The following is a 10,929-nucleotide window of genomic DNA, read 5'->3' on the forward strand; positions in this document are numbered from 1 at the left end:
GACGTCCCGGCAGGAACGGAGCCTGAGCACCGAAGGTGCGATATCCAATGGAAAGCCGTTTCACCCTTCTCGCTCAGAATGCAGCTCAGATGGTAGATACCTGGGAAGTAAGGGCTCCAATTAGGGTATACCGAAGGTTCGGAGATCTTTTTGGGACGACCTCCCCCACTCGAAGACCTCCGCTCTTCTCATGCTCTGATTCTTCGCACCTTCGGTGCTCACGCTCCGGTTCTTACGAACCATCGCGCTACGAACCGTCGCACAGCGAAGGCCTTCGGTCTTCTCAAACTCCGGTTCTTCGCACCTGACGGTGCTCACGCTCCTGCCCTCTGGCCAGTCGCGTAACGAACCATCGTTTACCGTCTTAACCCGCGGCTATACCTGAGGACGCGGTAGACCGCATAAAACCCGACAAGCACCGCAACCACGTAGCCCGCGGTTGCGAGAATCGAGACGTACCCGGGGACGGGGAGATCCGCTATCCGGAGCACCAGCGACGAACCCACGACGATCGCGGCGACCACCAGCCCGACGATGATCTTGTCGCTCGTCCGGTCGATGACGCCGACGATCTCGTTGAGGTCACGGTTTTCAAGCTCGAGCGTGACGGTGCCCTCCGAGAGAGTCTTTAAGGTCTCGTTCACGTTTCCGGGGATGGCAAGCAGACCCTCCGCGGCGTCGATCAGGGACCGCACCGCGCCAGTCACGTTATCCGGAGATAACCGCTGCTGCGCGGCGATCTCCAGCAGGTACGGCCGGACTCTCTGGTCGAAGTTAAACGTCGGGTCCAGCCGGATGCCGATGTCCATCACCATGACGATCACCTTCATCATCAGCATCAGGGTGGACGGCACCCGGATGTGGTACCTGCGAAGGGTGTCGGTCAGGCCCCGGATGGCGATTGCAAAGTTCACCCGCTCGAGTTTCATCTCCCGGTAGTCGAGCAAAACCAGGTAGAGGTCGTCTTTTACGGCGTCGAGGTCCGCCGGGCTGATGTGCACGTCGAGCTTCCCGAGCGCCGCGATCACCCCGGCCACGTCCGTCCGGGTCATGGCGAGGAGGAGATCGACGAAGACCCGTCTTCTTTCCGGGCGGAGGACGCCGACGATGCCGTAGTCGAGGAAGACGATCTCGCCCTGGTCCGTCACCAGGAGGTTGCCCGGGTGGGGGTCCCCGTGGAAGAACCCGTCGGAAAAGATCTGCTTAACGTAGGCGGAAAAACCGATGTCGGCGACCTCTTCGGGGAAGAGGCCGAGACTCCGGATGGCCTCCACGTCGTCGATCCGCACCCCCTCGACGTAGTCCATCGCAAGCAGGTGGGGACCGGAGAGGTTCCAGTGGATGGCGGGGATCTTCACGCACGGGACGTCCTCGAGGTTCCGCCTGAGGCGCTCCGCGTTCATCCCGTCCTGGGTAAAGTCCAGTTCGCGCCGGATCTGGGCCGAGAACTCGTCAACCATGCCCCGCAGGTTGTATACCCGCAGGTCAGGGAACATCGACTCCACCCGTGTCACGAGCGACTGCAGGATCAGGAGATCGGTCTCGATCAGGTCGACGATTCCCGGGCGCTGCACCTTGAGGGCAATGACCCGGCCGTCTTTCGTCACGGCCCGGTGCACCTGCGAGAGGGAGGCCGCCGCGACCGGCTCCTCCTCGATGATAACGAAACACTCCTCGAGGTTTTTGCAGTATTTCATGATCACCGGCCGGACGTCTTCATACGGAACAGGGGCAACCCGGTCCTGCAGCCTCTGCAGTTCCTCGATCAGTTCGGGCGGGAGGAGTTCACGGCGGGTGCTCATGATCTGGCCGAACTTTATGTAGGTGGGCCCCAGTTCCTCGATAGCAAGCCGGATCCGCTCGTATACCGATCGTTTCTCTTCGGGGGGCTTGCGGAATATCCGTAACCGCTCGCTCCCGGGAATGACCTCCTCGACGAGGATCCCGAAGCCGTACTTGACCAGCACATCCGCTATCTGGCGGTAGCGCCGGAGCCGGGTGACCATCGGCGATGAATCCGCACTCCCGATACTTAAGGGATGGGGCGGATCATCCCCGGGAGGAGGGGCGGCTACGTACGAGGGACTTCCAGGGATAGGGGACGAAGAGGAAGAGCGGCACGGCGAGGACGATCGCGAGCGGGATCGTTGCGAGGCCGAGCGTCAGCGTGGTCATATCGGCGATCCAGCCGGTGACCGAGACCCCCATCCCGCCCACGCCGACCGCGAGCCCGAGCATCAGGCCGGAGACCAGCCCGACGTTGCCCGGGGCAATCTCGTGGGCCATGGCTACGGTGACGGCGAAGGTCGACCAGAGAATGAATCCGAAGATCATCAGCGCGGCGAGCGAGAGAATACCGCCGGACGTGAGGAATACGACGAACGGCGGGATGGCGGCAACAAGCCCGACGAGCGTATACTCTTTGCGGCCGTAGCGGTCGGAGAGCACACCGCCGACCACCTGCCCCACGACCCCGGCGATGAGCGTGCCCGAGACCAGGATATTCGCGGTCACGAGGTCGAACCCCCGCATGGTGAGGATGGTGGGAAGGAAGGCGACCGAGCCGAAGATCGCCCACGCCCGGAGGCCCGAGGCCGCGACCAGGAGGCCGATCGCCCGGTAGGAGGGTTTGGCAGCAGGGCCGGGCATTTCCGGGACGGCGTCCCGGTCGGGAGCGGGCAGGATACGCCTGAGTACCACCGCGATCGCGATGCCGGGGACGGCGAGGATAACAAGGCCCGGAAGGCCCATGAGGCCGACGGCTACACCCGCGCAGATGGGCCCGATCGCGTAGCCCAGGTTGCCGCCGATGACGAAGTAGGAGGTGATCCGGCCCCGGATTGAGTCCCTGGCCAGACGGCTGACGGTGCCGAGCGCGCTCGGGTGGAAGAAGGCGTGCCCCAGCGCCGCGACGGCGACGGATGCGAGGACGAGGAAGTAGTTGTCGAGCAGCCCGACGATGGATATGAAGATCGCGCTTATGGCCACGCTCGTGCCGACGTGGACCGCAAATCCCCGGGTATCGAAGACCCAGCCGACGAGCGGCTGCACGAACGACGACGTGAGGTTGTAGACCGTGACGATCAGCCCGGCGAGGAAGAACGAGTAGCCCTGGTCCGCGATGAGGAGCGGGAGGATTGCAGGGAGAACAGGCGAGTAGAGGTCGGTGACCAGGTGGGCGGCGGAGAGCCCCCAGACCGGTTTGGTATCAACAGCCACGATTGTCAGATCCTCTTTAAGCGTATGACCTCGACCGTGATATCTACTCGGTCTTTGCGGTGATGCGCAAACGTCCGCCGCATCGGAAACGCGCACCGGATCACCTCCTCGATCGTTGCCCGGCCATCCGTGTAGGCGGCGACGAACGGGGTCGAGCCCTCGTTGAAGATGCCGTAGACAACGCCCGCGAGTTCGAGCGCCAGATCGATGAACGGCCGGTCGGCGTGCGCCTTCTGCGCCCCGAACGGCGGGTTCATCACGACGGTGTCGCAGGCGAGGCTTGAGCGGTCGAGATCGGGGTCCCGGATGTCGGCGACCAGGAACTCGACGGTGACGCCGAGTGCCTCTGCATTCCGCCGGGCGACGGCTATCGCGGCCGGGTCGATGTCCAGCCCGGTCACGGCCGATGCCCCGAGGAGGGCGGCGCCGCATGCAAGGACCCCCGTCCCGCACCCGAGGTCGCAGACCCGCTGCCCCCCGATCGCCCCCTGCATCGCGGCATGGTGGAGGAGGCGGGCCGCCACCGGCGCCGGGGTCTGGTACTGCTCGAGCCGGGCCGTCGGCCGCTCGAAGCCCTCCAGGCGTTCGAGCCGCATCTCAAGCTGCCGCAGGTTCATGGTGCAAGGTACTCGTCGATGGCGTAGTCGTCCCAGGCCCGGGCCCCGCAGAGGATCTCGAACTCCGGCGGGGTCAGCACCGGGACGGGGAACCGGATCTGGTCGTCGTAGGCGAGCCGGGGGCAGGCGGTGTTCACGTAGGCCCCAAACCCGAGGTCGAGCATCTCGGCAGGCGAGACTTCGCGCATCGCGACGAGGAAGGCTCTATCCGAGAGGGCGACGAGCCGCCTGGCGAGGTCCATCCGCTGCTGCCCGCTCTTCGTGCTGACGATGATCCCGAAGCTCGCGGCATCCCGGGCCTTCTCCATCACCGCGGCGCGGCGGCGGACCAGGCGGTCGGCATCCACCTCCTGCGCCTCGCGGGTGTAGGGGTCGAGCGCCACCACCCTTGAGCGGGTGGCGAGCCGGATGCCGATGGGGTGGAAGACCCCCGTCCCGACGAAGAGGATCTCATCCGCCCCCGTTGCCCGTGCGGCGGCGAAGTTGCACCCGAGCACCTGCCCAGGAGTCGGCGTGCGCTGATCACCGGGAGCGACGACCGCCTCGATGCCGTGCTCGCGGAGGAACGCCGTCATCGCGCCGAGCAGGTGAACGTGCTGGACGGTGGTGACGAGGCCGATGCGGCGGGCGGTAAGGAGATGAAGGGCCTTTTCAAGCGCGTTTACGTCGAAGTCAAAGCGGACCGGCTCGTAGATTACTTCCGGGCGCTCCTCGACAGGTGCGTGGCCGAAGTGCACCAGGACATCGGCATACGCGAGCGCATCGAGCGCGAGGTCGCAGCCCCCGTAGCAGGGGTCGCCGCTGACGATTACCTCAAACCCCGCGTCGCGGAGGGCGGCGGCCGTCCCCGGAGCCTGCCGGGCGAGGCCGGCGGGGAACTGGAGGGCGACGTTCCGCACTCCGCGCTCGCGGAGCTTCTCGATAAGGTCAGAGACAGGTATCAACGACACGCACCTGCGTCTCGGAGACCTCGATCCTGACCAGGGTCTTGAGCGGGCGGCCGATATCTTCGTCACCGCGGGAGATGACCACGCAGATGTCGGCGATCTCGGCACCCACCTGTTCGATGGCGCTGATGAGGGCGCGGAGCGTCCCCCCGGTGCTGCAGACGTCGTCGATGATCACGACCCGGTCGCCCGCGGCGACGCCGTTTAAGTAGAGTTCTCCCTTCGAATAGCCCGTGGTCTGGTGCACCGCGACCTCCCCGGGGAGATCGTAGGAGCGCTTCCTGACGACCACCAGCGGGATGTCGGTCATCATGGAGAAGGCGACACCGATGTGGATGCCCATCGCCTCGCAGACGACGATCTTGTCGACGCCCTCAAGGTCGAGAATCCGCACCATGGCACAACCGATCTCGCGAAGGAGCGCGGGCTCGAGAAGCGGCACCCCGTCGGTGATCGGGTTGATGAAGTAGTTGTACTCTCCCCGCTTCATGACCGGGGAGGTTTCCAGCGAATGAATCAACCGTTCAAGCATTTGTATCACTCATATCGTTCAGGAACTGCTCGATCACGTCGCGGGTGACGTGAGACATGCAGACGATCCGCATGTGCCCGTTCCGGGTCGTCGAGACCCGCCAGCCGGCTGGCGCGCGGTCGCAGGAGAACGTCGCCACGTTGACGTCCGGGGTCACCGCTCGCGGGTAGCCGAGCGTCTCCATCCCCTCGATCAGCCTTCGAGCGTTCTCCATGCATCCGGCGACCACAGCCCGCATGCCGTCCATCCCCAGGTACTCGAGGACCGCAACGGCCGCGGCCACCGACGCCCCGGGCCGGGTGCCGGCGAGGGTGCACTCCCGCTTCACCGTCAGGTAAGGGGTATCGACGTTGAGACTCGAGAAGCACGCCGGGTTCCGAACGAGGAGGCAGCCTGCCGGGATGGTGCTCATCCCCATCTTGTGGGGGTCGACGGAGACGGAGTCGACGCCGGGGAGCCGGAAGTCGAACGGGATGGGGCGGTCGAGGAACGGGACCACCATCCCGCCGAACGCGGCGTCGACGTGAAGGAAGACATCCCGGTCTTCGGCAACCTCGGAGAGGCGAACGATGGGGTCGACCATGCCGTACTCCGTCGTCCCGACGACACCGACGATTGCGACCGTGCTTTTGTCCACGAGACCGTCGAGTGCCTCCGTGTCCATCCGAAACTCGCCATCGAGCGGAACTGTCCGCATCTCAAGCCCCAGGATGTCGCAGGCCTTCTGGAACGAGAAGTGGCTCGACGCCGGGACCACCACGTTCGGGGACTTCACCGGTTTCTGCTTCTTTGCGATCCGGAACGCCTGGATGTTCGACTCGGTTCCGCCGCTTGTTGCGTATCCCCCGGCGTCCGGGAGGTGCATCAGCGTACCGAGCCGCTCGACGAGGAGCTCCTCGAGCGCGGCCGTCCCGGGGAAGAGCCCGGGGTCGCCGAGGTTGGTCTCGAGGAACATCGCATGCGCCCGTGCCGCGACCGGGTGGGGCGGCGTGCACATCGAACTCAGGATATTCCGGTAACCGATGTCCTCCCGCCGTTTTGACGAAAGGAAGGAGAAAAGATCTTCCTCAGGGCATCCAACTTCACGCATTTCTTCTCGCCGCATCAAGGAGGATCTGCCGCTCTTTCCGCGCTACGGCCTCACGGATGCGGGGGACCGCATCGATGTTTGCGGAGACGCTGTTGATGCCGTGCCCGACTAGCCAGGTGACCATATCGGGGTCGGAGCCGGCCTGGCCGCAGATGGAGCACTCGACGTCGTGCTCACGGCAGGCGTTGATCGCGTAATCGATCAGCCAGAGCACGGCAGGGTGCTTGGGCTGGTACATATCGGCGACGTGCTCGTTGTTCCGGTCGATGGCGAGCGTGTACTGGATGAGGTCGTTCGTCCCGAACGAGGCGAACCGGATCCCGGCCCTGATGAAGTCCTCGATGAGGATGGCGCTGCTCGGGACCTCGATCATGACGCCGATGGTCGCGTTCTCCACGTCGACCCCCCATTCCTTCATCATCGCCCGGGCCCGGACGAACTCGTCGGGGTGGTTGACCATGGGAAACATCACGCCGAGGTTGTCATAGCCCGCGGCCCAGAGCCTCTTGAAGGCCTCCACCTGCAGGCGGAACTGTTCGGGGCTCCGGAGGTCCCGGCGGATGCCGCGCCAGCCGAGCATCGGGTTGTGCTCGACCGGCTCGTCTTCGCCGCCCTCCATGTTGCGGAACTCGTCGGTCGGGGCGTCCAGGGTCCGGACCCAGACGGGTTTCCCCGGGAAGGCGTCGAGCACCGTCTTGATGCCGCCGTAGAGCTCGGCGATGAACTCTTCTTCGGCGCCGTGCTCGATGTACCAGCCGGGAGTCTTCGCGAGGCCGAGGATGAGGTGCTCGATCCGCAGAAGGCCGACGCCGTCCGCTCCGGTGGCGGCGGCCCGCTGTGCGGCCTCGGGGAGGGAGACGTTCACCTTGACGAGGGTGCCGGTGATGACCGGAGCGGGTGCTCCCGCCGCCGGGGCGGCTGCCGGTGCCGCCGCTGCCGGCGCCTCGACCGCTCCCTCGTAGATGATGCCCTTCTCGCCGTCGACGGTGATGATCTGGCCGTCTTTCAAGAGTTTCGTCGCCTTCTTGGTCCCGACGACCGCGGGTGTCCCGAGTTCCCGGCTCACGATGGCCGCGTGGCAGGTCATGCCGCCTTCGTCGGTGACGATGGCATTGACCCGCCGCATCGCCGGCACCATGTCGGGGTTGGTCATCTTGGTGACCAGGATGTCGCCGTCCTTGACGGCGCTCGTGTCCTTGACGTCCCGCACGATCGCGACCCGGCCGCTCGCGACGCCGGGGGAAGCGCCCTGGCCTTCCAGCAGCATCACGCCGAGCGCGCCCCGGGGCTTTTCTGCGGGTTCCGCTCCGGCACGGGGGATCTCAGGGCGCCGGATGGTCGTGATGGGCCGGGACTGGAGGATGAAGACGTCGTCCCCGACGATCGCCCACTCGATATCCTGGGGGACGCCGTAGTGGTCTTCGGCGATCTTGCCGAGCATTGCAAGGCGCGCCACTTCCGCGTCGGAGAGGACCGGGCCGGTGCGCTGTTCGCCGGAGAGCTCGACGACCTTCGTCCCGTGCTGGCCCTCCGGCACGATCATGATCTCCTTTTCGGCGATCAGGCGGTCGACAACCCGCTCGGAGCGCAGGTCAAAGACGTAGTTGTCCGGGGAGACGGCCCCCGAGACGACGGCTTCGCCGAGCCCCCAGGAGCCCTCGATGATCGGCAGGGGCTCGCCGGTGACGGGGTGGGAAGTGAACATGACGCCGGACTTCTCCGACCGGATGAGTTCCTGCACGACGACGGCGATGTTCACGCTCCGGTCGTCGAACCCCTGTTTTGCCCGGTAGTAGATGGCCCGCGCGCCATACAGGGAGGCCCAGCACCGCTGGACCGCGTCAAGAAGGTCGTCTTCCCCGAGAATATTGAGAAACGTCTCCTGCTGGCCGGCAAAACTGGCATCGGGCAGGTCTTCGGCGGTGGCGCTCGACCGGACGGCGACAACCGTCCCGTCAGCCCCCATCCGGGAGTATGCATCGGTAATCTCCTCTCTGATTTGATCGGGGATCTCGACGCTCAGGACGAGGTCCTGAGCGTCCCTGGAGACCGATTCCAGCGCTCCGTTGTCGTCGACATCCAGACGCTCCAGTCTGCGGAAGAGTGCATCTTCGATCCCGGTCTCTACAAGAAACCTTCGGAATGCCTGGGCGGTCACCACAAACGCCTTCGGCACGGGAAGGCCGATCGAGGTCATCTCCCCAAGAGAGGCCCCCTTTCCACCTACGGAGACGATATCTTCCTTTTTTATTTCTTCGAGCCACAAAACGTTGGGCATTTCCTTCATGCTCGCACCACACATATACTTCTCACCATTACATAAAAGATTTCGGAGGAAAAAGCATCAATACATATGATGTTGAACTAGTATGGGTTGAACCGTGAAATATAGAGTGTTGGTCAGCGACCCGCTGGCAGAGGAAGGGATTGACATCCTGAAGGAATTCTGCGACGTGGATGTCAATACCGGGCTGACCGAGGATCAGCTCGCAGATATTATCGGGAACTACGATGCCCTGCTGGTGCGCTCGGGAACCGAGGTGACGGCACGGGTCATCGACGCAGGAGAGAGACTCAAGTTCATCGGCCGTGCCGGCGCCGGGGTCGACAATATCGATACGGAGGCGGCGACGCGCAGGGGCATCATCGTCGCGAACGCTCCCGAGGGAAACACCCTGGCGGCCACGGAGCACACGATGGCGATGATGCTCTCGCTCGCGCGCAATATACCCCAGGCGACCGCATCGCTCAAGAAGGGCGAGTGGAAGCGCTCCAAGTTCATGGGCGTCGAACTCAACGACAAGGTTCTCGGCATCGTGGGATTCGGGCGTATCGGTAACGAGGTGGCGAAGCGTGCACGGGCGATGGAGATGAAGTGCATCGCCTACGACCCCTTCATCAGTAAGGAGCGGGCGGCAAACCTCGGTGTGGAGCTGGTGCCGCTCGACGAGCTCTTCCGGAGAGCGGACGTGATCACGGTCCACACGCCGCTGATCAAGGAGACGCGCCACGTCATCAACGCCGAGACGATTGCGACGATGAGGGACGGCGTCCGGCTGATCAACTGTGCACGCGGCGGGATCATCGACGAGAAGGCGCTCGCAGACGCGATTGCGAGCGGCAAGGTCGCCGGTGCGGCGCTGGACGTCTTCGAGAGCGAGCCGCCGACGGACTCCCCGCTCCTCGGGCTCGACAGGGTTATCGTCACCCCACACCTCGGGGCGAGCACGGTCGAGGCGCAGAAGAACGTCGCGGTCTCGGTCGCAAACCAGTGCATCAGCGTTCTATCCGGCGGCGCGGCGAAATACGTGGTGAACGCGCCGATGATCCCCGCCGAGCAGCAGGCGCTGGTCGAGCCCTACGCGATGCTTGCGCAGAAGATGGGCAGCCTCCTCATCCAGCTCGTCGAGGGACGGCTCGAGTCGCTCGAGATCACCTACGGGGGCGAGGCCGCCCAGTTACCGAACACGAAGTTCGTCACCCGTGTTATCCTGAAGGGCATGCTCGACCCGATCCTCCAGGTGCCGGCCAATATCGTGAACGCCGAGTTCGTGGCAAAGGAGCGCGGCATCCGGATGAGCGAGACGACGACGGAGGAAGCGCAGGGGTTCAAGAATATCATCACCATCACCGCAAAGACCGACAGAATGACCGAGACGGTGAGCGGGAGCGTTTCGGGCCCGAACCGCGCGCGGATCGTGAGCATCGGCGGTTACATGACCGACCTGACCCCGACCGGCCACGTGGTCATCTCCCGCCACACCGACAAGCCGGGCGTCATCGGCAAAGCCGCGACAATCCTCGGCCGGGTGAACGTGAACATCGCGGGGATGCAGGTGGGACGCCACAAGCCCGGCGAGGAGGCCCTGATGGTCCTCACGGTCGATTCCGCGGTGCCGGCCGACGCGATGGACGAGATCAAGAAGATCGACGGCATCCACACGGCAAAGCACGCCGAGATCTGATCGGTCGGATCGTCACCCCCTTTTGCACCGCGTCCCGGCCCCCGATGCGGCTGAGCCGGCACGGAGCGGTTTTTGAGGCAAGCGAATAATTTTATACCCGGAGCACCAACCTTATTGATCGTCGGGCAGACACGGGCTCGTGGTCTAGCTGGTTATGACGTCGCCTTGACATGGCGGAGGTCCTGAGTTCGAATCTCAGCGAGCCCATCATTGTTTTTGAAAACAAGCGCTTTTATGAAATTATTTTCTGGGCGCAATGTTGCTCAAATGAACCCATAATTCCAACAAAATTGTGCTGGCGACACGCGAGTTATTGTGCCACCCCCTGAGCACGATCTCCGCCCCCCTGCTTTTCCGCAGGAATTGTGTCCGAAACCCACATGCGTTTTTTCAGGACTTTCCATACAATCCGTGCCGTCTCAGACGTCCGAGGAGAGGGCAGGCTGTTCCATCTAGGAGGCCGGTAGCAAGGTTGATATTTCACGCACCTGTGAAGGGTGCGACTAGCCCCGGCCATGAGGAGGAGGGTAAGGATTGTCAATTTCAATCCACGCACCCG

9 protein-coding genes and 1 tRNA gene are annotated in these 10,929 nt (G+C 64.2%); 2 read left to right on the forward strand and 8 right to left on the reverse strand.

The genetic code is table 11. From position 1 onward, the window contains the following. Positions 1 to 120: 120 nt before the first annotated feature. From BRA62_RS02465 to ppsA, 8 genes are read right to left on the reverse strand one after another with little or no spacing between them, the layout of a single operon-like run. Positions 121 to 318 carry a hypothetical protein gene (locus BRA62_RS02465; RefSeq protein ID WP_292364544.1) on the reverse strand — a complete coding sequence of 66 codons (198 nt, stop codon included), beginning with the start codon at positions 316 to 318 and terminating at the stop codon, positions 121 to 123. A gap of 38 nt (positions 319 to 356) precedes the next feature. Further along, entirely contained in the window at positions 357 to 2,006 is a 1,650-nt protein-coding gene (locus tag BRA62_RS02470) for an ABC1 kinase family protein (RefSeq protein WP_292364545.1), read from the reverse strand. 43 nt (positions 2,007 to 2,049) lie between these two features. Then, on the reverse strand, positions 2,050 to 3,219 hold the full coding sequence (locus BRA62_RS02475) for an MFS transporter (protein ID WP_292364546.1): 1,170 nt from the start codon (positions 3,217 to 3,219) through the stop codon (positions 2,050 to 2,052). Between the two features lie 5 nt (positions 3,220 to 3,224). Continuing rightward, a complete protein-coding gene (locus tag BRA62_RS02480) occupies positions 3,225 to 3,836 on the reverse strand; it encodes an METTL5 family protein (protein ID WP_292364547.1) in 612 nt (203 codons plus the stop codon). Next, a complete protein-coding gene (gene dph2 / locus BRA62_RS02485; protein ID WP_394339980.1) occupies positions 3,833 to 4,786 on the reverse strand; it encodes a diphthamide biosynthesis enzyme Dph2 in 954 nt (317 codons plus the stop codon). The genes BRA62_RS02480 and dph2 overlap by 4 nt, the downstream gene beginning before the upstream one ends. Further along, positions 4,764 to 5,315 carry a hypoxanthine/guanine phosphoribosyltransferase gene (hpt, locus tag BRA62_RS02490; RefSeq protein WP_292364549.1) on the reverse strand — a complete coding sequence of 184 codons (552 nt, stop codon included), beginning with the start codon at positions 5,313 to 5,315 and terminating at the stop codon, positions 4,764 to 4,766. The genes dph2 and hpt overlap by 23 nt, the downstream gene beginning before the upstream one ends. Then, positions 5,308 to 6,405, reverse strand: a complete 1,098-nt coding sequence (gene mfnA, locus BRA62_RS02495; RefSeq protein WP_292364550.1) for a tyrosine decarboxylase MfnA — start codon at positions 6,403 to 6,405, stop codon at positions 5,308 to 5,310. The genes hpt and mfnA overlap by 8 nt, the downstream gene beginning before the upstream one ends. Then, positions 6,398 to 8,692: a phosphoenolpyruvate synthase gene (ppsA, locus tag BRA62_RS02500; RefSeq protein ID WP_292364551.1), complete on the reverse strand. Its 2,295-nt coding sequence runs from the start codon at positions 8,690 to 8,692 to the stop codon at positions 6,398 to 6,400. Before ppsA ends, mfnA begins: the two co-directional genes overlap by 8 nt. A gap of 94 nt (positions 8,693 to 8,786) precedes the next feature. Here ppsA and serA point away from each other — a divergent pair, with 94 nt between their 5' ends. Both serA and BRA62_RS02510 read left to right on the forward strand, forming a co-directional pair. Continuing rightward, complete coding sequence (gene serA, locus BRA62_RS02505) at positions 8,787 to 10,370, forward strand: phosphoglycerate dehydrogenase (protein WP_292364552.1); 1,584 nt, start codon at positions 8,787 to 8,789, stop codon at positions 10,368 to 10,370. Positions 10,371 to 10,503: 133 nt separating this feature from the next. Continuing rightward, positions 10,504 to 10,577, forward strand: a tRNA-Val gene (locus BRA62_RS02510). Positions 10,578 to 10,929 lie beyond the last annotated feature (352 nt).

The sequence above is a fragment of the Methanoculleus sp. UBA208 genome (assembly GCF_002498065.1).
In the GTDB taxonomy this organism is placed as follows: Archaea; Halobacteriota; Methanomicrobia; order Methanomicrobiales; family Methanoculleaceae; genus Methanoculleus.

Bases quoted from the DNA above. Each gene is read 5' to 3' on its own strand.
- hpt (WP_292364549.1), bottom strand. From the start codon at position 5,315: ATGCTTGAACGGTTGATTCATTCGCTGGAAACCTCCCCGGTCATGAAG.
- mfnA (WP_292364550.1), bottom strand. From the start codon at position 6,405: ATGCGTGAAGTTGGATGCCCTGAGGAAGATCTTTTCTCCTTCCTTTCG.
- ppsA (WP_292364551.1), bottom strand. From the start codon at position 8,692: ATGAAGGAAATGCCCAACGTTTTGTGGCTCGAAGAAATAAAAAAGGAA.
- BRA62_RS02470 (WP_292364545.1), bottom strand. From the start codon at position 2,006: ATGGTCACCCGGCTCCGGCGCTACCGCCAGATAGCGGATGTGCTGGTC.
- BRA62_RS02480 (WP_292364547.1), bottom strand. From the start codon at position 3,836: ATGAACCTGCGGCAGCTTGAGATGCGGCTCGAACGCCTGGAGGGCTTC.